The organism is Polaribacter vadi (assembly GCF_018861005.1).
GTDB lineage: Bacteria > Bacteroidota > Bacteroidia > Flavobacteriales > Flavobacteriaceae > Polaribacter > Polaribacter vadi_A.
In genome coordinates this window covers 141831-166769 of record NZ_JAHKQL010000002.1, presented here as the reverse complement: position 1 = coordinate 166769, position 24939 = coordinate 141831, and the positions used below count along the sequence as shown (strand labels likewise).

The window sequence follows — 24939 nt, the reverse complement described above, 5'->3', positions numbered from 1 at the left end:
AGTTATATTTTTTCGTTGATGTTAATTTCTTTTGAATTTGATATTTTTGGTGTAATTGAATTTAAATAGTCAGAACTTTTAGCTTGTTTGTTTTCTACAAAAGGTCTTATTTGAAACAACCATAACTTGTTATCTTTAAAACCAAATTCTACATCATAAGCCTGATTTTTATCTTCCGATTTTTCTCCTATTTTCTTTCTTACTTTTGATGCTATTTTTCGAATTTCATCAATATTATTAGCATTTAAAATTTCTTTATCAAAAGAGGTATAGTATTTTTTTGTGCCACCATAATTTGGCAAACGAATGTAATCTGCTTGTCTTGCAGGTGCTAAAAGGTAATTTTCTTTTTTGGTGATTAATCTTGTTTCTGCAGATTGGCCATCTACAGCACCACCTGCACCTCTAGAAAAAGCCACAGTTAAATCATTATCTGTACCAGCGTTAATTCCTTTGGTAATCATAACCCCAGAATAATCTACGTCTACACTTGGTATAATCAAAATTGATGGATACACATTTTCTGGATTCAGTAAATATTTTTGTCTCCATTTAAAACTTCTTTCTGTATAAGCAGAAGCCCAAACACGTTTAATACCTTGTAAAATTTTAGCTTCTTCTTTAATATTGAATAAAGTTAAATTTAAACCAGCTCCTGTAAATTCTTTCAAATCTTCCATATTTGTATCACTTCTTAAAAATACAGGTACTTTACCCATATCATTTTTAAAAGCAGACTGAAAATTAGATTTTAAATCTTTCACAAAATTTTTATCTAAGTCAATATTTAAGATTGATTTATGCAGTTTTTCTAAAGAAGTTAATAGGTATTGTTCAACCATTTCATCAGAAGAACCATTTTTCTTTTTTGCATCTGCATCTTTAAAAGTAGCATTTAAATATTCCCAATAAGTTTTGTTTTCATTGGGCATTTGCAAATTCATATGAGATTTAAAAACGCCAAAAGGTATAATTAAACCTTCTACAACTTGATCTGGAAAAAGTTGTTTTAGCTCACCTAAATTTGCAGCTTTTGGGCCACATAGTTTTCCAGAATCAGTAGCGTCAACATCTCTCATATTTATCACTTTAGAAACATCTAAACGTATATCAGCAACAGGTACTTCAATCATATTTTTGCTACGTTCCACTTTTTCGAAAAGTTTTTTTTCTTCATTACTCATCTCATTTTCCTCTTTCAGAATTACATTTCCTTTATGAGAAACTGCATAAAAAACTTTTTTACCATTGTATTTTTTTAATGCTGATAAATTTTCGTTAGATAATGCAGCATTGGGTATTCCTAAATTTCTTGCTAATAATTGAACGTGAGAAACTAGATTTCCTTCAGAAACTGTCATAATTCCTGCAACTGGTTTTAAATCTGATGGCGGATTTTGAAAAATATAAATCTTATTGGTATTTACTTCTATAACATCAGGATTACCATCTACCACAACCAATTCTCCAAAGGCATAACCAGGATTTAAACCTCTAATTGCACTTTGATTGTCTATAGACATTACCTTGTTATTAATGTTAGAAACTTGGGCAACAAACGTACCTAATTTGCTCACAGTTTCACCCAAACTCAAAGCAATACTATTTCTAACTCTATCATCTATAAAGCCATAGGCTAAAGGCTCAAAATTGGTGTAATTTAAGACATCTTCACTGTAATTTGCTTTTATTAAAGAGGCACTCCATTCAACAATACTTCTAGATGTATTTAGCACATTGTTCAATTCTTCTATAGTGATGTTTTCTTGATTTGTACCACTTTTTAAATTGTTTTCTACTTGATCATATTCCCAAAACTCTAACAACCCAGCACCTAAAGAAGCACAAGTTAGCACCTCAATTTTATGAATAGTTTCTTCTAAATTTACGGTTTTCCAATTCTGAGTTTTTATCAACAAAACATTTTCTAATTGATTGCTAATGTCTAGTAACTTTAAACGGTCTTTGGCAGATTTAAACTCCAAAATAGTACCTCTGATATTGGCTAAAATACTGGCAGAATTTTCAACAATTTTTTTGGCTGATTTGTTCTCATTAAAATAAGTAGAGAAGTTTTTAATTTCTTCTACAACCATTGCATTTCCATTTAAACTAGCCACTTCTTTATCAATCTTTTTAAAATCTAAAGGAGCGTAAAATTGCTCCATAGTAACTATTAAATTTTTTAAATCTTTTTTTTCTTTAAGTGATAATTTACTGTCGTTTTTTTGAATAAAATGCTCAACTAAATTAATGTCTGTTTTCTGCGGATTTCCATGGATTTTAATTCTGATGTCCATAAAACTCGGAATTTCTTCGGCTAGAATTTTGGATTCACTTCTCATTAATTGCCCAATATTGGTATCTCCATTATGAGGAATATCTTTTAAGGCTTGACGAATTAAATAGTAATTGGTTTTTAAAAAATTATCATCCTTTAAAATGGTTTCAAAAAAATCTTTTCCCCAAGCTTCTTCGTCTTCAGATTGTATTGCTCCTCTGTAATATTGCCCTTTTCTTAAAATCCAACCATTATTTATACTTGCTAAATATTTACCAATTTGATATTGTTTTAATCTGCTATAATTATGGTTGGCATCTAAAAACTCGTTGGTTTTTGTAGCTGCTAAAATTTCTCCAAAATATAAGTGATTTGTTTTTCTTAAATCTAAAGCAGATTGTTTAAAATTTGCATGCTGAATACCTTCAATATCATCAGGACAAGGATCTTTTGCGTCTCTAATACTGCCATCTTTACAAAACCATTTTATTCTGTAATAAGGTCCTCTTATATCATTTTTATAAGTTTCTACAAGTTCTTTAATTTGTAAAGTTGACTTCTCTTGTGCAAACGAATTCGAACCGAATATAATGAGAGTTATAAGTGTTTTTAGTATGTTTTTTATCATTTTTTTAGTTGATTTACTCAAAGTTAGTTCTAATTTTTTAATAATCTAACAAATGAAATCTATAGAGTTCAGATAATTTTTATATGAGTTAAAACTTTTTTTTTAACTCATATTTTGCTCTTTAAATAATGATTTTCAATCTTATTGGACAGTTTAATAGAGTCTAAATTCATGGAATATAATTGAAGTTTTAAAATACTGCTGCTATTTTTTATAAATCAGAAATATAAAATTTAAAGAATGTATTACTAGCTGCAGTTGAAAAAGAATTACTTCTTAATTGTAAATATAAATTCTACATTATTTTGTAGCACAAACATCTCTTTACAATTTGTAGGATAAGTAAATTGATATTTTTTATCAGTAGAAAAAGAATTGTTATTGATGATAAATTCGCCCTCAAAATCTTTTATTCCAGTAGAATTATATCTGGCAATTACATAGTTATTTTCATCAATTTGTTTTTCGATATTAAACCAAGCACCACTTCCAATTCCTCCCAGCCAAGTACCAGTATTTAATTCAAAAATGGCATTGTTTGGTTTTTCTGTTCCTATTAAATTCGGTTCAATATCAAATTTATTTAAAAAAGAATCTTTGTATTCTTTTAAAATAGACCTGTTTTTGTACAGTTTAATTTCTTGTTGATAAATATCGTAAATTGTTTGGTTTGATGTAGCTTTTATAACATTTCCAATTGGGCTTGGCGTTACCAAATTAGAAGTTTTTAACTGTAATTTAATTTTTTTATTAGTTAAAGATGCAATTAAAGTATCAGTTACAAAACGAGAGCAATTACTGCCATTTTTTACAAAAACTCCATAAGGAATTTCTTTTCTTTCAATGTATGAGTTTATAAATTGAGAAGCTAAATTATAATCAATATCTGTGTTTAAAGAAGCAATTAATCGTCCATCTCCATGTGTTTTTTCTGGGTGCTTTTCTAACCAAAGTAAAATTTCTTTTAAGTTGATTAATTCTTCATTTTTAAACTCAGCTTTTATTGGTATTTCTAATTCAGGATCAGTTTCTTTACATCTAACTCTACCATTTCCATAACTCGTAATATATCTACCAAAATCATAATAATTTATTTTAGTTTTTCCTTTTTCTATCAATACTAAAGCTGCATGACCAGCTTGTACAGCGTGTTTGCTTCCAATACCAAGTTTAGGCCAAATTTTACTAGAAGGTTCCCAATAAGCAGGCCTTACAACAGTATCTGGATAAGAAAGAATTATAATTATGCCATTAGATTTTGACATGTTTTATTTGTTAAATAATGCCCTTTGAATTGTTTTAAACGTCTTAAAAGCAAAGTAAATTGCAAAAAAGGTTAAAACAATTGCTAGCAATAAAATTAGGTAAGACAGATATGCATTTGGTGTGTTTTCAAACTTTTTTAACGCTTTAAATCCCATTGTTAAAGAAATAGGAGCAGCAATAAATAGAAATATTAAAATACCTAAATATTTTAAACCTTTACCTAATAAATTTACGTCTGTACTCATGAGTTATAGTTTTTTATTGCATTTCTAACATTACCATATTCAGCTAATAATTTACCTGCCTTTTCTTGGTCGATGTTTAATTCTTTGGCTAACATTTTTTGCCCTCTTTCTACTAGTTTGTTGTTAGAGAGTTGCATATCAACCATTTTATTACCTTTAATTTTTCCTAACTGAATCATTGTAGCTGTAGAAAGCATATTTAAAACCAATTTTTGTGCAGTTCCAGCTTTCATTCTAGAGCTTCCAGTTACAAATTCTGGTCCAACAATTACTTCTATAGCATATTGAGATGTTAAGGATAAAGGACTATTTTTATTACAAGAAATTGCACCAGTTACAATATTATTTTCATTACATTTTTCTAAGGCTGCAATTACATAAGGCGTAGTTCCAGATGCTGCTATACCAACTACAACATCTTTATTAGAAATATTATGTGCTTGCAAATCTAACCAACCTTGGTTTGTAGAATCTTCTGCAAATTCAACCGCTTTTCTAATGGCAATATCTCCACCAGCAATTAAACCTACTACCAATTCGTGAGGAACACCAAAAGTTGGTGGACATTCAGAAGCATCTACAATACCTAATCTGCCAGAAGTTCCTGCACCTATGTAAAAAAGTCTTCCACCTTTTTTTAACTTCTTAACAATTTGTGTTGTTAAAGCTTCAATTTGTGGTAGGGCTTTTTCTACTGCCAAAGGCACAGTTTTATCTTCATTATTAATGTTGCTTAATAATTCTGAAATAGACATTTTTTCTAAATGATTGTATTTAGAATCTTGTTCTGTAGTTTTTGTAAAATTCATCAATCAAAAATACAGATTTCTATATAAAATTGAGTATTATTTTTTGGGCGTTTTAACAGGCTTTACACTATATCTTTTTTTATGAAAAATAAAAAAAGGATGTCGTTTCAATCCCTAACGCAAAGCGAAGTTTATAAAAGGAAATTAATTGCTGTTATGTGATTGGATATGAAAAATTAGCAAATTTATGTGTGATACTTTTCGGATTAAAACAAAGATAGCAGTTAAGAACCAAACTTAAAGTTTAGCTCTTAACTGCTATTTTTTATATAGTAGTTTTTATCTTTTCATTTCTACTTCCATTATTCCTTGTCCGTTTTTTCCTAAATATTTTAATAAGACTTCTTGAAAAGCACCAGTTCCATTATCGCTATTAGTAAATATTATAAGACCTTGTTTTGTCTTTGGTATAATAAAAGCGATTGTATGTACTCCTATATCATCTCCTCCGTGAACCATTGCGAAATCCTTATTTGAATTAATGTTTTCGTCAATCCACCAACCTAAACCAAAATGCTTAAAATCATTTATTCTAACCTGTTCAGATACAATTTCTTTAAATAAATTTTTAGATAGACCAGCTCCATTTACTAGATAATTTACGAATATTGTATAGTCTTCAATAGTTGTTAATAAATCGTCTGCTCCAGATGCTGTATTGTGTTTTTTTGTAGGATATATTTTCCCTCCTTTTTCTGTATGCCATTTTGCAAACCTAGATTCATATTGTTCGTTCCAAACAAAATTAGTATTGTACATTTTAAGTGGCTTAAAGATTAATTCGTCTGCCAATTGCTGAATACTTTTATTAAATTTATTTTCCAACACTTTTTTCAAATATTCAAAACCTTCTCCTGAATATTGATATTTTGTTCCTGGCTCAAAATCGAAACTTAATTTACCATTTTCATTATTTCCTCTCCAATTAGAAAACCCTGTTTGATGGCTTAAAATTATTCTTACTGTTAGTTTTTTTGCTTTTGGGTCATTAATTATGTCTTGATCGATATAATATTTATATAAAGCTTCATCTAAACTTAATTTACCTGAATCAATTAGTTTTAAGGCTACTAAAGCAGTAATTGGTTTAGTTAATGAAGCAACATTCCAAATCGTGTTTTTAGGTGCTGTTTTTCCTTTTTCTAATTCGCCAAAAACACTAACTTGTTTAATTTTTCCATCTTCAATGTATCCAATTCCTAATGCAGGAATGCTCTTTTGCTCCAGCCACCTTTCTGTTTCTTCTTTGTCACTAAATAATAATTTGTTGTCAGTTGGTTTGTCAACATCTTTGTGGTTATAGCTTAAACCTTTGCTTAATTTCCATTTTTCATTTTCAAGAATCCATAAATGAGTAAAGTTTGCTACACTTGTTAAGTATTCTTCTTTGTTTTTTTCGATAGCATAGAAACTATGTGTTCCAGTTTGAATTGCTCCATATAAAACGCCATTATTATTTAAAGGAAAAATGTCTAATGATTTTTCATCTATAACTCTTTTTGGTTTATAGTCTAACTTACAAAGTCCATTTTCTATACTTTGAATAAATTCAGACTTTGATTTTGCAATTCCTCCTTGGTCGTGATAAAATTCGAAATTATCACTTACTAGTTTTTTAAATTGTATGATGTCACAATTATTAAAACCAATATTAAAAAGAAGGCTATCTTTTTCTTTTATTGTTTTGTATAGTTCAGATGATTTTTCAACTTGAGCGTTTGCTAAAATTGTAAGAAATAATAAATGAATTAGTATGAAATATTTTTTCATTTTTTAGAATTTTATATTTGATACAAAATTCATTTTATTTCGCTAAATAAAGCTAAAAAGTTACCCGCCAAATTCCCGACAATAAATTGTCGTGTTTATAAAATACTGAAATTCAATCGTATATGTAATTTGTTGTTTTTTTCTATTTCAGCCGTGTTTCTAATAATAATATAGAGGTTAATTATTATTAAAGTTAGCATAACAAGCGGAATAATTTCTTTACTTAATGAAAACCACTTTGATAAAAAAGCGACTAATAGTGTTACAATGAGGAATGATAATGTCCATAATATTTGAATAGAAACGATTTGTTTTGTAACAGTATTGATTTCCTTTTTCCATCGCATAAAAATTAGTGGCATAATTATACTACCAAAAGGAACTATCAGCAATATTATAGAAGATAAATTAATATATTTAGTAAGCTGTTTGTTGATTTTTTCGGACTCTTTATTTTCTTTTAATAAATCTTCTTTGTTTATCCCTAATGCTTTAGATATACTTTCTAATGTATACCCTTTTGGTTTTACACCAGATTCAATTCTTTGTATAGTTCTTACAGAAACACCTGATTTTGTAGCCAACTCTTCTTGGGTTAAGTTTAGTTTTTCTCTATGTTCTAAAAGTGTTGACATTTCTCAAATTTTGTTTAAAAGCAATAAAGTGTGTTCAAATTACTGCCAAAGTTGTTGTGTATGATTTCGTTGCGTGTTTTAAGCAACTAATTTACTAGATTATTCACGAAGGAATTTCCCAAGTGAGCTAAAACTAGCAATTAATTTTATACGATGTTACAAACCGTTTTTCTATCAGAGTTTGTAGGATAGTCCAAAATATAAAATAGAACTATTCAAATGTTGTCTTTCTGTAAATCCATACGAATATCGAATATCAATCTGATATAATTCAGATAATCTATATCCAAAACCAATTGCTCCAGCAAATTCAAAATTTTCAGAGTTAGAGTTTTTCAAAATTAGTTGAGAATTAATTGGTCCATCTTTATAAGATATATTTCTACTAAAAGCATATCCAAATTGAGGTCCAATTTCAAAAAAAAATTTATTCAGATTAAGGTTTAATAGAATTGGAATTAACACATTATATTCATCTATTACCGCTTTTGTTTCTTGATATACTACTATGTCTTGACTAGTATAAATATTACGTAAATCTTTAAATTCAATAATTGCTTTACTACCAGTTTTAGAAATTAACAATTCAGGTTTTATTGAGATTAATTCATTGATTCCAATATTAGAGTATGCCCCAATATAGTAACCTGTTTTTCCATTATAATCAGCAGGGATATGAGTAAATAAATTTAAATCAATATTATCAATGTAATTCGAGTAGTTAATTCCACCTTTTATTCCAAAATCGATTTTTTTATTTTGAGAAAATAATAATAATGGAAAAATAGTTAATATTCCAATAAGTAAGGTTTTTTTCAAATCGATTTTTTTTTAGTTGTTTGTAACTTGTTGTGTAAGGAAAGTTTCGTGGTTTAAGCATTAAAGTTACTAAATATAACTAGAACCAATAAAATCCAAGAGGATTTTTGTAAGTAGGCTTTTGCTATCAATTTTTTTACACAGTGTTAGCAAACGTTTTTATTCATATTACTGACAATTTTCATTATAATATTTTACAATTTCAATCAATTTTGACGTTAGTTTGCTTTTCTCTTTAAATTTTGGACTTCTTTCTACATATTTTTCGAAAGTCCTTGATTTTATATATTCAGCTAATTTAGGACAATCGCTGAAATATTTCCTCATTTTCTTATCTGATGAATTTCCCAATCCTCTATAAATGAGTTTTAAGTCTTCATTTCCATTCTGAAAATAATAGGTTGGACTTTTCTGTCCGTTAAAACTTTCTTCTGGATAGTAATAGAGGCTTAAAGGAGAGCCTTCATAAGTTAAATTAGTGATTAATATATCTCCTTTTTCATTCTTTTTCATAAAATAGGTTCCTCTTTTTTCCAGTACTACTTTATTTATTTCATTCAAAGAGTACTTTATTTTTTCTTTACTTTCTTTATTTTTTTTGTAAACCACTATATTTTCTGAAGCAAAACCAAAAGTACTGAACAAACCAAGTCTTATATATCCAGTTTTAACTTCTCCGTTTTTAAGAAATATTTTTCCATTATCTTTTTGTGAAAATATTAAAGTAGAGAGGAATATTGAAAATAAAAGTATTGTTTTCTTCATTTTTTGTTAATGTTTGCCAACTATGCTATAAGCATATGTTCCAAAAATATAAAACATTTTTAAGTAAAACATCATTATTAATAAATTAAGATATTTCTGGACTAAAACATACCTACAAGGTTTTTGAAACCTTGCAGGAAAGATTTTACTCATTTTCTACTAAATCTATGGTATAAGTATCTGTTTCAGAAATATGAAAATAGCCTAAAGGATAATTATCATCATTAGTAGTATTTATAATATTACCTAATAAAGAAGCAGGTACAGATTCAAAAGGGCCTCCAGAATTTTGCCCACTTTGACTCATTAAAACCTCGAAATAAGTGTAATAATCTTTTGTAATTCCGTGCATTTTAATAGTTACAGTGGTTGGAACTTCAATTTCGTCTTCTTGATAAAAGGAAGAAAAATTATACAAAGAACCATTAAAAAAACGATCATCTAAAGCTAAAAATATGTTATTTGTATAATCTAATAAATAATAATTTTCTACAGTTTCATCATCTTGAAATTCTATTTTCAACTGAATTTCATCACCCGTAAATAAAGTTTCATCACCTTGAACTACAGAAACAAAAGGTGTCGATTTTACTTTGGTAGCTTCTGCTTTGTAAGTTTCGTTTTCATAAATTACAGTTAACTCATATGCTGTGTCATCTGCAGGAATAAAAGCGATGTTAGGTGTGTAAGTACCATCTTCATTAGCATCAGTAAAATTAATAATTGTATTATTAGATAAATTGGTTACAAATACGGTTGCATTTGTAACTGACGGAATTTCTTCATCAAAATAATTTGCAGATAGACTAAGTTTTACGTTAGTTTTTGCAGTAACAGGGTTTTCATCAAACAAAACCTCAAAGGTTGCATCTATCACTAATTTTGGAGCTATTGATGGTACATCAACCTCAATAACTTTTTCACAATTTGCAAAAAAGAAGCATATTAAAATAGGTAGTATATATATCTTTTTCATCGTTCTTAAAATTTAAAATTATAGGTAACAGAAGGCACCATTCCAAAAATGGAAGTTTGTACAGCTTCATTTCGTAAGGTTTCTCTATTCTGACTAAAGTTAATGGAAGCTGCATTTTGACGTCCATAAACATTGTAGATTCCAAAAACCCATTCACTTTGCCATTTTCTATTTTTATTTTTTTCTGGTGTTAATGTTGCAGAAAGATCTAATCTATGATATGCAGGAAGCCTGTCTGCATTTCTTCTATTATCATCATAAATAGGTACGTTTAAACCTTGAAATTCATATTGACCTACAGGATAATTTGTTGGTTGCCCAGTTTGGAAAACAAAATTAGTGTTGAATTTCCATTTTTCATTTAATTCGTAACTTCCATTTATAGAGAAATCGTGGGTTTTATCATAAGGTGTGCTGTACCATTTTCCATTATTAATACCTGGTTCAATTGCAGTTCTACCTGATGTTTGCTGCTCAGATCTAGACAAAGTGTATGCAAACCAACCTTTAAATTTTCCTTCATTTTTTTTGATTAATAATTCTAAACCATAAGCTCTTGCTCTTCCGTTTAAAATAACAGTTTCAATTTCGTTGTTTGCAATTAAGTTTGCACCATTTATATAATCGATTCTGTTGTCTATATCTTTATAAAAAGCTTCAGTTTCTATAGAATAATCTCCATCTTTTAAAGATTTAAAATAACCAACTGCATATTGATCTAATAATTGAGGTTTAATATATTTTCCACTTGGTGTCCAAACATCTAATGGAGTAGGAGAGGATGTATTAGACAATAAATGTAAATATTGCACCATTCTATTATAACTAGCCTTTATAGAAGTGCTTTCATTTAAAATATAAGACATAGAAACACGAGGTTCAAGATTGTTGAAAGTTGCTATTGCATTACTTCTTGAGTAAGATTCTGTACCAATAGCTTCTGCTGACTCATATTTTTTGAATTGTTCATCATAAATAACTGGTTCGTCATTTTGATAAATGTTTAATTCATCCTGGCCTAATCTTGTAAAATTGCTAAAACGCACTCCATATTGTAATCTTAATTTGTCGCTTAATTTATGTTCTGCATCTAAATAAATGGCAAATTCATTGGCATATTTGTCAATTAATTTTTCTTGCTGTATTCCAGAATCTTCTCTGTTTGGTTTTATTTCACCAGGATTAAACTTGGTATAAATGTTATTAATACCATAACTTAATTTTGTTTTATCATTTAAATAGTGGTTAAAATCGTATTTTAAATTATAATTCGTAATTCCAGAATCCCAATCAAAGCCAACAAAATCTAAGGTTAATCCGTAGAAATAATCAGAATAAATTAAAGAAAGGTTAGAAAATAATTTATCAGAAAAAAGATGATTCCAACGTAAATTGGCAACTTGATTACCATAAGTATTTACAAAACTATCACTAATACCAAAAACATCTTTACCAAAATAGCCTGAAAAGAAAACGTTATTTTTATCGTTAATTCTATAGTTTAATTTGGTGTTTAAATCATAAAAATAAGCTTTGTTATCATTGTCGAAAAGCGGTAAAAATAAGTGTGCATAAGAAGATCTACCACCAACTAAAAAAGAAATTTTCTCTTTTTTGATAGGGCCTTCAACCAATAATCGACTAGAAACTAACCCAATTCCTCCAGTAATATTAAAATCTTTACTGTTTCCTTCTTTTTGATAAATATCTAAAACTGATGATAATCGACCTCCGTATTTTGCAGGAATACCCCCTTTATATAATTTTACATCTTTAATTACATCAGGATTAAAAACTGAGAAAAACCCAAACACGTGAGATGAATTAAAAACAACAGCTTCATCTAGCAATATTAAATTTTGATCTGCAGCACCACCTCTTACATTAAAGCCAGAAGCACCTTCTCCAGCACTAGTAACTCCAGGCAATAGAATTAGAGATTTTATGATATCTGCTTCTCCTAAAACTACAGGAATTTGTTTAATAGTTGCTGCTGTAAGTTTATTGACACTCATTTGTGGCGATCTTACATTCAGTTTTTCTATATTACTTTCAATAATAATTTCATCTAAATTTTCAGATTCCTCTAGTAAATTAAAATTTTTAGTCAGTTTTTTATTTAGGTTGATGTTTTCTACAATGGTTGTAAAACCTAAATAACTCACTTGAATTTTATAAGTGCCTTCTGGAATGGTTATGGAGTAAAAACCATATTCGTTTGTGGTTGTACCTGAGTTGAGCTCTGGTATGTAAATAGAAACACCAATTAAGGTTTCGTTACTTGTATTGTCGTAAACAGTACCACTTACTGTGTATTTTTCTTGGCTAAATATTACAGATGTTAATAAGAAAAATAGAATAAAAATCTTTTTCAAATTATATTTTTTTGTTTGATTAATAATAGTATTTGTTAAACAAAAGTACAACTATATAATCATAGACAAAAGATAAAAGATAAAATAACGTTAACAATTACTATTAATCATAGATAATATCTTTAACTTTTATTTTTTCATTTTTAATAAAATCATATAAAGTTAATCGTCTTAAAGTGTAATAATCCGTCCAAAATTTTTCTAAAGAATTAAGGTAGCTTAGTACAGAAGTGTCTTTTTCTTGTAAAGCTAAATTTAAATCTGTTATTGTTATTTTACCTAGAATGAATCTTTTTTTAGTAATATCATATCTTTTAATAGCAATTTCTTGTGCTTTTTTAGCGGTTTCTAAAAAGTTACGTTGGTTTTGCCAGTTTAAAGTATGTAAATAAATTTCTTGTTCAAACTCTTGTTCATCTTGTTCAATATTTGTGTTTACTAAATCTTTATTTGCTTCAACTAATTTTCGTTTAGACTTAGAAACACCCCAATCTAAAATAGGAATGCCAATAGATAAGGAAACATTTTGTTGTTGGTTATAATCTTGAAATAAATTATTAAAAACATCACCTTGTTGTGATATTCCAAAGTTGGCATTTAGTCTTAATTGTAGTCTATTACTTCCTTTAACTTCTGCTACATCTTGTTCTGCTTGTAGCCTTTTTCTTCTAAATTCAATTACTGCTTTTCTATTAGCTTTAGCTTCTTCTAAAGCTTTTTCTACTGTTACTGTAAAAGTTGATAATTCTTTTGGAGTGTTTAAAAGAATATTTTCGGTTTCTAAATCTAAATAACGAGATAAATTTTGTGAGGTTCTTTTAATGTTTATTTGGTTTGTTGTGACATCATTTTTAGAATTTAATACTGATAATTCTATTTGAAGTAAATCGTTTTCAGCAATTTTACCCATTCTAAATCTACCTTTAGAAATCTGAAATAATGTATCTTGATTAGATAAATTAGATTGTGCAATTTTGGCTTGTACTTGTGCTTTTAACAATGCAAAATACCTTCTGGTTGTGTTTAAAGAAATATCTTCCATGCCTTCTATAAAATCTCTTTTTGCTTCTTCATACATTAATGGTTCAATTTTTTTATCCCATTTAAATTCATTGTAGAATAAAGAATTTTGACTGTAATTTATAGAAAATGGTATAACAGAAAATCGGGTTGCATCATTTGTAAAAAGATCTACTCTTTCTATTTGAGAACTGAAGGATAATGTACCACCTGTAAATGCTAAATTTTGATTTAAAGATAAAACACCTTCTAATCTAGATTGATTGGTTTGTACAAAAATATCTTCACCTTGATCGTTTGTTAATCGATTGATGGAATTTGAATACGAAGGTAAAGTTGCATCCAAACGCAATTGAGGTAAAAAACCTGCTTGGTAATTTCGAAATTGCCAATAACTTGCTTGGTTTTGATTAATTAAGGCTTTGTATTCTGGAGATTTTTTTTGAGCTATTGCAATAGCTTCCTCCAACGTAATTTGCTGCTGGCTATGTACTGAAATTGATAGTAAAAAGCAAAAAGTAATAATAATTTTTTTTTTCATAGTTATTCGTGTCTAATAGCTTCAATAGGGCTTTTGTTAGCTGCGGATTTTGCTGGTGCAATTCCAAAAATTAATCCTATTAAGGTTGCAACAAAAAATGATAATAAAATGGAACTGAGTGATAAAATTGTTTCTATTCCTGTACTTAATTCTAAAATATAGGAGGCTAAAATACCTAATACAATTCCTATAATTCCACCTCCAATACTAACTAATACAGATTCTGTTAAAAATTGTAAAATAACATCTTCTTGTGTGGCTCCAATTGCTCTAATAATTCCAATTTCTTTTGTTCTTTCTAAAACAGATGCTAACATAATATTCATAATTCCAATACCACCAATTAGTAGTGAAATACCAGCAATTATACTTAAAACAATATTAAAAATTTGTTTGGTTTTTTGTTGCTGTTTTAAAAGTTGAATGGGTATAGAAATTTCAAAATCTAACATATCATTATGTCTTCTTTTTAGCATTCTACTTAAAACATCTGCAGTAGCATTTAATTCTGATGAATTATTAACTTGTACAATTAACTTATCAATTTGATGATAATTACCTCTAGGAATTTTCTTTTTTGGTCCTTCTTGGCCGCCAAAAATCATTATATTACCTTCTGGCAAAGGTTTGTCACTTATTATTTTACGATCTTTATAACGAACTAAAAAGGTTTTAATAGGTATATAAACATCTTGGTTTAAATCTCTGATTCCGAGATTTTCTTGTGCATTTTCAGAAATAAATTTTTCTTCAATTACTCCAATAACTTGTAACCATACATCTTTTACTTTTATTTGTTTGCCAATAGCACTTTCTCCTGTAAATAGTTTTTTTTCTATTTTTTTACCAATAATACAAACAGGCAATGAGTTTTCACTTTGTGCTTTAGAAAAGTTTTTTCCACTTTCTATAGTAATATTAGATGTTTCAAAAAAGTCTGAAGAAACTCCAATTAATTTTACTGGACTTTGTCTCCCTTTTTTTATTACGTAGGTTTCTAAAACTATTTCTGGACTTACTTTTTTAACAGAAGGGATGTTTTTTTTAATGCTGATAACATCTAACATATCTAAACCTTTAGAAAAACGTTTTGGTGTTATTCCACCAGCATCAACTTCTTCTTCTTCATTTTCGTTTTCTTTTTCATCTGGAATAGGTGTAATCACAATATTATTTACACCTACTAATTCTAATTGTGCTAAAATTTCTTTTTCTGCTCCATTACCAATAGCTAACATTGTAATTACGGCTGCAACACCAAAAATGATACCTAATGAGGTTAATAAAGTTCTAACTTTATTTGCTAAAATTACACGTACAGCTTCACTAAAATTTGATTTTAGTTTTTCTAAATAGATTTTATCAATCATAAAAAACTAGTTTAATTTTGCTATTTGCTCATTTTCATAGCCTTCTGGTTTGTTTAAGTAAACAACATCGTCTACTAATAAACCTTCTGTAATAATAACAGAATCATTATTAGAATCACCAATAATTACTTGTTTTTTAGCAACTGAGAACCCTGTTTTTTTATAAACGTAAGTAATAGAATCTTTAGAAAAAATAGCTTCTAAAGGAATACTTAACACATCTTTTCGTTCAAAAGTTAATATTTTGTTAGACGTTGTCATTCCTGGTCTAATATTATCATTTGATCCTTTTAATTTTATTAAAACCTGAAAAACTTTAATGTCAGAACCTCTTTTAGTTTCACCAACATTTGCAACTGCAGTAACAATTCCATCCATTTCTATGTCAGGAAAAGCATCAAAGCCAACTTTTACTGGTAAGTCTTTTTTTATTTTTCTAATATCTACTTCATTTGCATATGTTTTAGATTCCATTTTGGTTAAATCTGGTAAACTTGCAATTGTAGGATCCCAAGGACTTATTGTTGAACCTACTTTTTTCTTAGTACCATCCCAATTTTTATCATAGGTAATCATTCCATTACCATCAGAATAAATGGTAAAAGATTTTAATAAGCTTAATAAATCATTTAATTTTTTTCTAATTTTAGATACTTGTGTGCCAACTTCTACCATTTTAGCATTGGCTTGCCTTTTTTTAATTTTATAGTTTTCTATTTTTTCTTTTAAATCTCTTTCTGCTTTTTCTAGATTAATTTCTAATTTTTTTATGGTTGCAGGTGGCTCATATATAGATTGTTTTAACTCTAACGTAGTTTCTTCCATACTAAAACGTAAATCTTTAATTGAGTTTCGTTCTTGTTTTAAAGTAAGAGTAGTATCTAATTGTTGTTGAGTATATTTAGATTCTGCAGTTTCTAAATTTAATTGTGCATCTAAAATTTGTTCATTTACACTGCTAGGATCTAACCTACCTACATAATCTCCTTTTTTTACTATGCTTCCTTCTGCTACTAAATCTTGTATTTTAAGATTATTTAATCTGAATTTTCTAAGATTATCTGGACCATTAATTTTTTTAAGACTGGTAGATTGTGCTTCTCCAGAAGTAATAACTTCACTTATAAAATTGCCTTTTTTTACTTTAGAAGTAAGGTAAACATCTCCATCTGAAGAAGGGGAAAAATAAGAGTAAATTAGGTAAATTGAAATTAAGGCTATAACTGATATTATGGCAATACGCTTCTTATTCATTAGTTTTGGTTTGGTGAGAAAACCAAAGCTAATTAAAAAAGGAGTGCTGTTTAGCACTCCTTATGTTAATTTTTTATAAAAAAATGTTTTATTTTTAACTTAATATACTATTTAATACAGAATTAGGTCTCATTGAATTTACCACCAACTCTTCATTTGGTAGGTAATAACCTTCAATATTTACTGGTTTACCTTGTATTTCATTTAGCTCATTTACAATTGTAGCTTCATTATCAGATAAAGCTTTTGCTATTGTAGTAAATTCTGCTTTTAGTTCAGCATTTTTATCTTGACTTGCTAAACCTTCTGCCCAGTATTTTGCTAAATAAAAATGACTACCTCTGTTATCTAATTCACCAACTTTTCTTGATGGAGATTTGTCATTATCTAAGAACTTATCAGTAGCATCATCTAAAGTTTCAGCTAATACTAAAGCTTTTTCATTATCATTTGTATTACCTAAATGTTCTAAAGAAACTGCTAAAGCTAAAAACTCTCCTAAAGAGTCCCAGCGTAAGTGGTTTTCTTCTAAAAATTGTTGTACGTGTTTTGGAGCAGAACCACCTGCACCAGTTTCAAACAATCCACCACCATTCATTAAAGGAACAATAGATAACATTTTTGCTGATGTACCAACTTCTAAAATTGGAAATAAATCTGTTAAATAATCACGTAAAACGTTACCAGAAACAGAAATTGTATCTTCTCCTTTTACAATTCTTTCTAAAGTAAATTCTGTTGCTTTTATAGGAGATAAAATTCTAAGATCTAAACCATCAGTATCATGATTTGGTAAATATGCATTTACTTTTTTAATGATTTCTGCATCATGTGCTCTGTTTTCATCTAACCAAAAAACGGCAGGAGTTTCAGAAGCTCTTGCTCTAGTAACTGCTAATTTTACCCAATCTTGAATTGGTAAATCTTTAGTTTGGCACATTCTCCAAATATCACCTTCTTCAACAGTGTGTTCTATTAGAGTGTTTCCAGCTGCATCAGTTACAATAACTTTACCTTCAGAAGCAATTTGAAAAGTTTTGTCATGAGAACCATATTCTTCTGCTTTTTTAGCCATTAAACCAACATTAGGTACAGTACCCATTGTTGTAGGATCGAAAGCGCCATTCTTTTTACAGAAATCTATAGTAGCAGAGTATATGCCTGCATAAGAACTATCAGGAATTACCGCTTTTGTATCTTGTAGTTCACCATCTTTATTCCACATTCTACCAGAAGTTCTAATCATTGCTGGCATTGAAGCATCAATAATTACATCAGAAGGTACATGTAAATTAGTAATTCCTTTATCAGAATTCACCATTGCTAAATCTGCATTTTCTTCTAAAATAGTAGCTATATCAGCTAATATTTCTGCTTTTTTATCTGCAGAAACTTCATCTAAATTACTTAATAAGTTACCAAAACCATTGTTTACATCTACACCAATTTCTTCGAAAGTAGCACTGTGTTTGTCAAATAATTCTTTAAAGTAAGATTTTACAGCAAGACCAAAAATGATTGGGTCAGAAACCTTCATCATTGTAGCTTTCATATGTAAAGAAAGTAATATACCTTGTTCTTTAGCATCTGCAACTTGTTCGTCTAAAAAAGCTACTAAAGCTTTTTTACTCATTACAGTTGCGTCTATAATTTCACCATCAATAAGTGCTAAATTCTCTTTTAAGATTGTTTTAGTACCATCTGTGGCAATATGTTGAATGTTAATATTTGTTGCAGTACTTATTGTTACTGATTTCTCGTTATTTGCAAAATCACCAGCAGACATGGTAGCTACGTGAGTTTTAGAATCAGCACCCCAAGCACCCATTGAATGTGGGTTTTTACGAGCGTAGTTTTTAATAGCTTTTGGAGCTCTTCTATCTGAGTTTCCTTCACGTAGAACTGGATTTACAGCAGAACCTTTAACTTTATTATAAAGCGATAATACTTTTTTGTCTTCTTCAGTTACTACTTCTTCAGGATAATCAGGTAAGGCATAACCTAATTTTTGTAATTCTGTAATTGCTGCATTTAGTTGTGGCACAGAAGCACTAATGTTTGGTAATTTAATGATGTTTGCTTCTGGTTTTGTAGCTAAATTTCCTAAAAAGGCTAAAGCATCTTCTACTTTTTGATCGTCTTTTAAATATTCTGAAAAGTTTGCCAGTATTCTAGCAGCTAAAGAGATGTCTTTAACTTCAATTTCTATGTTAGAAGATTTTGTAAAAGCCTTTACAATAGGTAAGAAAGATCTTGTTGCTAAAGCAGGAGCTTCATCAGTCTTAGTGTATACAATTTTAGCTATTTTGCTCATTTTTAGATAAATTTTATTGGTTATTTTTTTCTTACGAAATTGATTTCGTGAAAAAAAGCGGAGCAAATTTATGAATTAATAATGAAATTTTTATTGATTAGTTGTTATTAATTACTGCTGTTTAGTGAGTATTTAATAATAAATTATAAGTATTATTGTGAATTTAGCTTTCTAATAAAAATAAAAGCCATATCACACAATTTCTTGTACTGATATGGCTTCTTAAAAATAGTTTTTGAACTGATTTGTGTTACTACAAAATCAAATAAAAGTTAACTTTTATACTTCTTTTTTTTAAAGAAATTACGTTCGCTATTTTAGTTTTAAATTGCTTTATGTTCTATCTTATTAATAACAAACTTTTACTTTAAAAAATCTTTAAAATTATTCAGAATTTAATAAAAATTAATCTTTATTTCTTTCTGTTTTTAAAAGCTATTTAAAATCTAGTTATGTATTATAGAAATGTTTTGGCAACAATTGAAAATTAAAACAATTTATATAAAGAACTTTAATTAGTAATTTACTAACAATAGGTTATTTTGTTTGTTAATTACATAATAAAATTAAAGTAAAATTATGAGTATCCAAATTTTAAACAGAAAACTAATTAACAACTTATAAACCAGACTTATAAACAATTGTTAATAAAAAAGCCTTGTGAATATTCACAAGGCTTTTAAATCTTATTATGTAAGAAGTATTATCTTCTTTTTTCAGTAATTCTAGCTTTTTTACCAGTAAGACCTCTAAAGTAGTAAATACGTGCTCTACGTACTTTACCTCTTTTGTTAACTTCAATTTTTTGAATAGAAGGTAAGTTTACAGGAAAAATTCTTTCTACACCTACAGTACCAGACATTTTTCTGATTGTAAATGTTTCAGAAGTACCAGCACCTCTTCTTTGAATAACAACTCCTCTAAAAAACTGAGTACGAGTTTTATTTCCTTCCTTAATTTCGTAATAAACTGTAATAGTATCACCTGCAGCAAATTCTGCAAATTCTTTTTTGGTTACAAACTCGTCTTGAACAAATTTTACTAAAGATTCCATCTTTTATATTTTATAGGTTTCGTAAAGCAACATTCACGATTTTCGTCAGAGGTTAGTTTAGCGAGTGCAAATTTATAAAATTTTATTAAAATCCAACATTAAATAAAGATTTATTTTGTATTAATTTTCATTGCTTTAATTTAAAGAAATAGTTGTGTGTTAAAAGATTACGTGCAATATATTTATCAAATTTTAAACTTGCCATAATATTACAGTTACAATGCAGTACTAGTTTTGAGTAATTGATAAAATTACTATGCAATGCAACAAACTGTTACAATAAAACAAAAATCATCGAATAGAATTTTTATTTTATTATTTAAAGTACAAAATAGGTTAGTTGCTAACTTATCCGTTGTAAAAAAAGAGATTCTTTTTATTTATACTTTATTTTTTGCTACTTCTATAATCTTTATCTCAATTTTTAATAAATATGATTTGCACTTAAAGATTAATAGATTACACTCTTCTTTTTTTGATTTATTTTTTAAATACTCTACTTTTTTAGGAGATGGTGCAATTTTCGGAGTTTTAGCTGTTGTGTTTTTGTTTATAAAAAGAAAAATGTTTTTTGTTTTTGTGGTTAGTGGAGTTTTAACTTTATTAATAACGCATTTGTTTAAGAAGATTTTATTCAAAGGAATTTTAAGACCAGCAGCAGCTTTGAATGATGAGAGTTTACATTTAGTGGATGGTGTAAAAATGGCAATGTTAAATTCTTTTCCTTCTGGGCATACAACAACTGCTTTTGCCATATTTACAATCTTGTGTTTGTATTTTGCAAAATGTAAATCGCAATATTTGTGGGTTTCATTAGCTATTGTTGCAGGTTTATCTAGAGTGTATTTATCTCAGCATTTTTTAATTGATATATTTTTCGGCTCTTTTATAGGTATCATAATAGGTATTGTAAGTATGTCTATATTTTGCAAAGCAAATAAAGTGAGTTAATGCAAAAATCGTATAGAAATTATGCATTGCTTTTTATAGCAATTAGTACACTCTTTAGAATATTTTGCGCTAGTCAACTTGAATTTGGTAATGACGAAGTTTATTATTGGTTGTATGCAAAATACCCAGCTATAAGTCATTTTGATCATCCAGGAATGGTTGGGTTTTTTATTCAATTATTTTCTTTTAATCTATTTTTTGATTCTGAATTGGTGATCAGGTTAGCTGCAATTTTACCAATAAGTATAGCAATGTATATCGTTTATTTAATAGGAGTATATATTAAAGACGAATTTGTTGGTTTTTTAAGTGTTTTATTATTCAACATCAGTATTTATGGTTTAATAATTTCTGGAACTTTTATTTTGCCAGATGCACCAATGGTTTTGTTTTGGTTGTTGAGCTTTTATTTTTTGATACAAGTGTTACCAAATTCACCAGAAAAAGGAAATACATTAAAGCTTTTTTTAGGCTTTCTATGTATAGGTTTGGCTGTGTATTCTAAATATCAGGCAATTTATTTATTGGTAGGGGTTTGCTTGTATGTGTTTTTTTATAATAGAAAATGGTTGCAGAAAATACAGTTTTATTTAGCTTTTATTTTTCCAATTTGTGCTCTTTTCCTGATTTTTTATTGGAACTATCAAAATGATTTTATCAGTTATAAATTCCATAATAATCGAGTTTCATTTTTCAATTTGTCTTTTAATAAAGACGCTTTTTTAAGAGAGATTTTAGGTCAATTGATTTATAATAATCCTTATGTATTTGTTTCTATTATTCTAATGATTTTTGCCATTCTTAAAAAGAAATTTCAGTTTAAACCTAAAATAACCAGTTTCTTTTTATTGTTTTCATTGCCACTAATTGCAACAACAATTTATCTTTCTATTTCTAGAGATACTTTACCTCATTGGTCTGGAGTGTCTTATTTAACCTTAATGCCATTATTGGCGGTTTATATTTCGAACCGAAAAAACATCCAAAGAAATTTAATTAGAGGGGTTTGTTTTTTGTTGTTACTACTAAGTTTTGTAACCTTAGAAATTAATAATGGTTGGTTTTTACCAGCATCAAAATCAGAAAAAAAAGAAACTTTAGGAAAGAATGATGCTTTAATGGATTTGTATGGTTGGCAACAAGCCTCAGAAAAAGTAAGTAAGATTTTGGTTGATCATCAATTAACGCATTTGCCTATTGTATCTGAAAAATGGTTTCCAGCAGCTCACATCGATTATTATATAGCCAGACCAAATAATATGTTGGTTTATGGAGTGGGTGAGTTGCCAGCTATTCATAAATATTATTGGATTAATAAAGAACATCCTAAATTAAATGACCAAAAAGTGCTGTACATTACAGACAGTAGAAATTATAAGAATCCTGAAGAAATTTTTACACAATTTGATGAATTTCAACTTATAGAAACCATTGAGATTATCAGAAATAAAAAAGCTGTAAAAAATGTTTTTATTTATGTGATGTTAAAGCATTAGCCTTATAATTTTCGCAATAAAACACCCAATATTTACGAATTTCTTTACCATTTCTTTTGATGATAATTGGGGTTAGTTCTGTTACTTTGTCAAAATAATGATCAATTTTTGGATGATTTTCGCCTTTTTTATCTTTGTTTTTAAAACGTTTGTCAGAATCTATAAAAATGGCGTTTTTTCCATTTAAGGTCGATAATTCATCACCCAAATAATCGAAATGTAAAGCAGGCAAACCAATGATGTTTTGAGCATACACTTTATCATCCAAATAAAATTTTAAACAAGCAGAAGTTTTATAATTATCATCAGAAAAAACAAAAGTATTGGTATATTTTTCTTGTAATTTTTCGGTTTCTATAGCAAGCTCTTTCCAACCTACCCAAGTGTCATCACTCTTAATTGGTACTAAATAAAATAAAATTTGCAGGGCAAATAAGAAGTGAAAAACTACAGAAAAAATAACTTGAATTTTTAGCAATTTCTTGCTGATGAACATTCCTGCCAAAATAATTCCTGTTATGTAAGAAGGCATCATCCAGTTTAATTTTACCCAATAAATAGGAGTTAAGCTAAAGAAACCAACAAAAGTTGGGATAAAAAATGCCAATAAAAATAAGGTTTTGGTTGGTGGCAATTTAAATTTTAAAAGAGCTCTTTTTATAAATTTAAAGGTAAATGTGATAAATACCAAAAACAAAACAGGTAACAATAAAAATAGTTGATGACCAATTGCCCCAAAGAAAAAGCCTGGATTCAATTTAAATTCTGAAATAGAACTGGTTCTTTCTGAAGATTGAAAAGCAAACGAAGCAAATTCGTTTTGATAGTTCCAATACCAAACAGGAAAAGTAATTGCCAAAGAAATGATTAAGCAGAACCAAAACCAAGGAGAAAACAATAATTTTCTGTGTTTGTTAGAAAAAATTACAAATAAAATTAATCCGATTTGTAAAACTAAAGCTGTGTATTTGCTGTTAAAAGCGAGTCCCATTGCAATTCCGCCAAAAATCCAATACCATTTTTTTTCTTCGAAAATTGCTTTGTATAAGCAGATAATACTCAGTGTCCAAAATAATAATAAGGGTACATCTGGTGTAGAATTAAAAGATAAAATAGAAATAAATAGGGTAGAAGCTAGTAAAACAATGGCATTTTCTACTTTTTGTTTTGATAAAAAATAAGAGGCCAATTTGTAAAAACTGAATAAGGTTAAAGATGTAATTACAAAATCAGTAAGTTTTACAACAAACACAGTTTGCCCAAAAACGTCTGTAAAAAAACGTAAACAATAACCTATCATTCCTGGATGATCGAAATAAGATAAAGACAAATTCTGACCATATAAATAATAGTAAGCATCTTGTGGCATTAATCCCATAAATGGGAGTAAAATCAATCGAAATAATTGAAATCCTAAAACCCAAGAAATGGCTTTGTTATTTTTTATGAATGATAAAAAATTACTCATTATTTAATAAATCAGGTCTTATTTGTTCTGTTCTTTCATAAGCTTTTTCGCTTCTCCAATCTTCAATTTTCGGAAAATTACCAGACAATAACACATCAGGAACTTTCATTCCGTCAAAATCTGCAGGTCTTGTATAAACTGGAGGAGACAATAAATTGTCTTGAAAAGAGTCTGTTAAAGCAGATTGCTCATCACCAATAACCCCAGGAATTAAACGCACAATTGCATCAACCAAAACTGCAGCAGCCAATTCACCACCTGTTAAAACATAATCGCCAATAGAAATTTCTTTGGTAATGTATTTGTCTCTAATTCTTTGATCTACACCTTTATAATGCCCTGTAAGAATTAAAATATTTTCTTTTAAAGATAATGTGTTTGCAGTACCTTGATTTAGAGTTTTTGCATCTGGAGTCATATAAATAATTTCATCATACGTTCTCTCTGCTTGTAAATCTTTTATACAATTGGCAATAGGTTCTATCATTAAAACCATACCTGCACCACCACCAAATTGGGTGTCGTCTATTTGTTTGTAATTGCCCAAACCGTATTTACGTAAATCGTGAATTACAATTTTTGCCAAACCTTTTTCTTGCGCCCTTTTTACAATAGAATGATTAAAAGGACTTTCTAATAAATTAGGTGCAACTGAAATAATATCTATTCGCATATTGCAAATGTAGGATATTTAAATAGTTTTAAAAATATGCTTCTTTAAAGTTTAAGAAAGATTTGGTTATCGAAAAATGGCATCAACCAAAATATTTTTATTTTTAGCACTAAGATTAAAAAGGAATTGAAATGAAAATTTTGTTTAAAAGTTGGTTTATGAGTTTTTTTTATTTTTATGATGATTAATGGGCTTGCAAATGATTTGCTAGGTTATTTACTAGAAAAGC

19 protein-coding genes are annotated in these 24939 nt (G+C 28.3%); 2 read left to right on the top strand and 17 right to left on the bottom strand.

Annotation, left to right across the window (positions count from 1 at the left end):
* Nucleotides 1–2: 2 nt before the first annotated feature.
* From KO506_RS01555 to rplS, 15 genes are all read right to left on the bottom strand, one after another.
* Entirely contained in the window at nucleotides 3–2909 is a 2907-nt protein-coding gene (locus KO506_RS01555) for a PEP/pyruvate-binding domain-containing protein (RefSeq protein WP_215993149.1), read from the bottom strand.
* A 269-nt stretch (nucleotides 2910–3178) separates the two neighbouring features.
* Entirely contained in the window at nucleotides 3179–4174 is a 996-nt protein-coding gene (locus KO506_RS01550) for a DUF6695 family protein (RefSeq protein WP_215993148.1), read from the bottom strand.
* A gap of 3 nt (nucleotides 4175–4177) precedes the next feature.
* Nucleotides 4178–4420 carry a DUF6095 family protein gene (locus KO506_RS01545; RefSeq protein WP_215993147.1) on the bottom strand — a complete coding sequence of 81 codons (243 nt, stop codon included), beginning with the start codon at nucleotides 4418–4420 and terminating at the stop codon, nucleotides 4178–4180.
* Nucleotides 4417–5229 (bottom strand): N-acetylmuramic acid 6-phosphate etherase, encoded by an 813-nt coding sequence (gene murQ, locus KO506_RS01540; RefSeq protein ID WP_215993146.1) that lies wholly within the window; start codon nucleotides 5227–5229, stop codon nucleotides 4417–4419. Before murQ ends, KO506_RS01545 begins: the two co-directional genes overlap by 4 nt.
* Nucleotides 5230–5508: 279 nt before the next feature.
* Nucleotides 5509–6999, bottom strand: coding sequence for a serine hydrolase (locus KO506_RS01535; protein ID WP_215993145.1), 1491 nt, complete (start codon nucleotides 6997–6999; stop codon nucleotides 5509–5511).
* 95 nt (nucleotides 7000–7094) lie between these two features.
* Nucleotides 7095–7634: a helix-turn-helix domain-containing protein gene (locus KO506_RS01530; protein WP_215993144.1), complete on the bottom strand. Its 540-nt coding sequence runs from the start codon at nucleotides 7632–7634 to the stop codon at nucleotides 7095–7097.
* Nucleotides 7635–7808: 174 nt separating this feature from the next.
* Nucleotides 7809–8453: an outer membrane beta-barrel protein gene (locus KO506_RS01525; protein WP_215993143.1), complete on the bottom strand. Its 645-nt coding sequence runs from the start codon at nucleotides 8451–8453 to the stop codon at nucleotides 7809–7811.
* Between the two features lie 168 nt (nucleotides 8454–8621).
* The gene (locus KO506_RS01520) at nucleotides 8622–9218 is read right to left on the bottom strand and encodes a hypothetical protein (protein ID WP_215993142.1); all 597 of its coding nucleotides are present in this window, start codon (nucleotides 9216–9218) and stop codon (nucleotides 8622–8624) included.
* Nucleotides 9219–9363: 145 nt separating this feature from the next.
* Nucleotides 9364–10194, bottom strand: a complete 831-nt coding sequence (locus KO506_RS01515) for a DUF4249 family protein (protein WP_215993141.1) — start codon at nucleotides 10192–10194, stop codon at nucleotides 9364–9366.
* 5 nt (nucleotides 10195–10199) lie between these two features.
* Nucleotides 10200–12569, bottom strand: coding sequence for a TonB-dependent receptor (locus KO506_RS01510; RefSeq protein ID WP_215993140.1), 2370 nt, complete (start codon nucleotides 12567–12569; stop codon nucleotides 10200–10202).
* A 103-nt stretch (nucleotides 12570–12672) separates the two neighbouring features.
* The gene (locus KO506_RS01505) at nucleotides 12673–14130 is read right to left on the bottom strand and encodes a TolC family protein (RefSeq protein ID WP_215993139.1); all 1458 of its coding nucleotides are present in this window, start codon (nucleotides 14128–14130) and stop codon (nucleotides 12673–12675) included.
* A 2-nt stretch (nucleotides 14131–14132) separates the two neighbouring features.
* A complete protein-coding gene (locus tag KO506_RS01500; RefSeq protein ID WP_215993138.1) occupies nucleotides 14133–15500 on the bottom strand; it encodes an ABC transporter permease in 1368 nt (455 codons plus the stop codon).
* Between the two features lie 6 nt (nucleotides 15501–15506).
* Nucleotides 15507–16754 carry an efflux RND transporter periplasmic adaptor subunit gene (locus tag KO506_RS01495; protein ID WP_215993137.1) on the bottom strand — a complete coding sequence of 416 codons (1248 nt, stop codon included), beginning with the start codon at nucleotides 16752–16754 and terminating at the stop codon, nucleotides 15507–15509.
* Nucleotides 16755–16848: 94 nt separating this feature from the next.
* Nucleotides 16849–19068 carry an NADP-dependent isocitrate dehydrogenase gene (locus KO506_RS01490; RefSeq protein ID WP_215993136.1) on the bottom strand — a complete coding sequence of 740 codons (2220 nt, stop codon included), beginning with the start codon at nucleotides 19066–19068 and terminating at the stop codon, nucleotides 16849–16851.
* Nucleotides 19069–19771: 703 nt separating this feature from the next.
* Complete coding sequence (gene rplS, locus KO506_RS01485; protein ID WP_215993135.1) at nucleotides 19772–20122, bottom strand: 50S ribosomal protein L19; 351 nt, start codon at nucleotides 20120–20122, stop codon at nucleotides 19772–19774.
* 261 nt (nucleotides 20123–20383) lie between these two features.
* Here rplS and KO506_RS01480 point away from each other — a divergent pair, with 261 nt between their 5' ends.
* Nucleotides 20384–21073: a phosphatase PAP2 family protein gene (locus KO506_RS01480; protein ID WP_215993134.1), complete on the top strand. Its 690-nt coding sequence runs from the start codon at nucleotides 20384–20386 to the stop codon at nucleotides 21071–21073.
* Nucleotides 21073–22569, top strand: a complete 1497-nt coding sequence (locus tag KO506_RS01475) for an ArnT family glycosyltransferase (protein WP_215993133.1) — start codon at nucleotides 21073–21075, stop codon at nucleotides 22567–22569. Before KO506_RS01480 ends, KO506_RS01475 begins: the two co-directional genes overlap by 1 nt.
* Here the strand turns inward: KO506_RS01475 and KO506_RS01470 are convergent.
* Both KO506_RS01470 and trmD read right to left on the bottom strand, forming a co-directional pair.
* Entirely contained in the window at nucleotides 22544–24037 is a 1494-nt protein-coding gene (locus KO506_RS01470; RefSeq protein ID WP_215993132.1) for a glycosyltransferase family 39 protein, read from the bottom strand. The two genes, KO506_RS01475 and KO506_RS01470, sit on opposite strands and share 26 nt — an antisense overlap.
* Entirely contained in the window at nucleotides 24030–24710 is a 681-nt protein-coding gene (gene trmD / locus KO506_RS01465) for a tRNA (guanosine(37)-N1)-methyltransferase TrmD (protein ID WP_215993131.1), read from the bottom strand. The genes KO506_RS01470 and trmD overlap by 8 nt, the downstream gene beginning before the upstream one ends.
* Nucleotides 24711–24939: the final 229 nt, after the last annotated feature.

What these genes read in the sequence shown, in the direction of transcription:
- KO506_RS01480 (WP_215993134.1), top strand. Translation starts at nt 20,384, where the DNA reads ATGCAACAAACTGTTACAATAAAACAAAAATCATCGAATAGAATTTTT.
- trmD (WP_215993131.1), bottom strand. Translation starts at nt 24,710, where the DNA reads ATGCGAATAGATATTATTTCAGTTGCACCTAATTTATTAGAAAGTCCT.
- KO506_RS01545 (WP_215993147.1), bottom strand. Translation starts at nt 4,420, where the DNA reads ATGAGTACAGACGTAAATTTATTAGGTAAAGGTTTAAAATATTTAGGT.
- KO506_RS01500 (WP_215993138.1), bottom strand. Translation starts at nt 15,500, where the DNA reads ATGATTGATAAAATCTATTTAGAAAAACTAAAATCAAATTTTAGTGAA.
- rplS (WP_215993135.1), bottom strand. Translation starts at nt 20,122, where the DNA reads ATGGAATCTTTAGTAAAATTTGTTCAAGACGAGTTTGTAACCAAAAAA.
- KO506_RS01535 (WP_215993145.1), bottom strand. Translation starts at nt 6,999, where the DNA reads ATGAAAAAATATTTCATACTAATTCATTTATTATTTCTTACAATTTTA.
- KO506_RS01515 (WP_215993141.1), bottom strand. Translation starts at nt 10,194, where the DNA reads ATGAAAAAGATATATATACTACCTATTTTAATATGCTTCTTTTTTGCA.
- KO506_RS01470 (WP_215993132.1), bottom strand. Translation starts at nt 24,037, where the DNA reads ATGAGTAATTTTTTATCATTCATAAAAAATAACAAAGCCATTTCTTGG.
- KO506_RS01490 (WP_215993136.1), bottom strand. Translation starts at nt 19,068, where the DNA reads ATGAGCAAAATAGCTAAAATTGTATACACTAAGACTGATGAAGCTCCT.
- KO506_RS01520 (WP_215993142.1), bottom strand. Translation starts at nt 9,218, where the DNA reads ATGAAGAAAACAATACTTTTATTTTCAATATTCCTCTCTACTTTAATA.
- KO506_RS01505 (WP_215993139.1), bottom strand. Translation starts at nt 14,130, where the DNA reads ATGAAAAAAAAAATTATTATTACTTTTTGCTTTTTACTATCAATTTCA.
- KO506_RS01530 (WP_215993144.1), bottom strand. Translation starts at nt 7,634, where the DNA reads ATGTCAACACTTTTAGAACATAGAGAAAAACTAAACTTAACCCAAGAA.
- KO506_RS01475 (WP_215993133.1), top strand. Translation starts at nt 21,073, where the DNA reads ATGCAAAAATCGTATAGAAATTATGCATTGCTTTTTATAGCAATTAGT.
- murQ (WP_215993146.1), bottom strand. Translation starts at nt 5,229, where the DNA reads ATGAATTTTACAAAAACTACAGAACAAGATTCTAAATACAATCATTTA.
- KO506_RS01495 (WP_215993137.1), bottom strand. Translation starts at nt 16,754, where the DNA reads ATGAATAAGAAGCGTATTGCCATAATATCAGTTATAGCCTTAATTTCA.
- KO506_RS01550 (WP_215993148.1), bottom strand. Translation starts at nt 4,174, where the DNA reads ATGTCAAAATCTAATGGCATAATTATAATTCTTTCTTATCCAGATACT.
- KO506_RS01555 (WP_215993149.1), bottom strand. Translation starts at nt 2,909, where the DNA reads ATGATAAAAAACATACTAAAAACACTTATAACTCTCATTATATTCGGT.